This is a genomic window from Halomonas sp. ND22Bw (assembly GCF_003011945.1).
Classification (GTDB): Bacteria; Pseudomonadota; Gammaproteobacteria; order Pseudomonadales; family Halomonadaceae; genus Halomonas; species Halomonas halophila.
The window spans coordinates 1-267 of sequence record NZ_PXWD01000999.1 but is presented as its reverse complement, the minus strand read 5'-3'; the positions used below and the strand labels follow the sequence as shown (position 1 = coordinate 267).

1 protein-coding gene is annotated in these 267 nt (G+C 63.3%); it reads left to right on the top strand.

The window, feature by feature from the left end; genetic code table 11:
* Positions 1-10 precede the first annotated feature (10 nt).
* The coding region (locus tag CVH10_RS21170) for a biotin/lipoyl-containing protein (RefSeq protein WP_146143225.1) at positions 11-267 on the top strand (257 nt) is incomplete at its 3' end.

Sequence of the window (267 nt, the reverse complement as noted above, 5' to 3'; positions counted from 1 at the left end):
AGGATTCGAAATGAGTGAACAACAGATCAAGGTTCCGGACATCGGCGACTTCGACGAAGTCGCGGTGATCGAGGTGCTGGTGAGGGTCGGTGATACGGTGAAGGCGGAACAGTCGCTGATCACCGTGGAGTCGGACAAGGCGTCGATGGAGATCCCGTCGTCGGCGGCCGGCACGGTGAAGTCCGTGGCGGTGAAGGTCGGCGACAAGGTCAAGCAGGGCTCGGTGGTGCTGACGCTGGATGCGGCCGAGGGTGCAGCGCCTGCGCC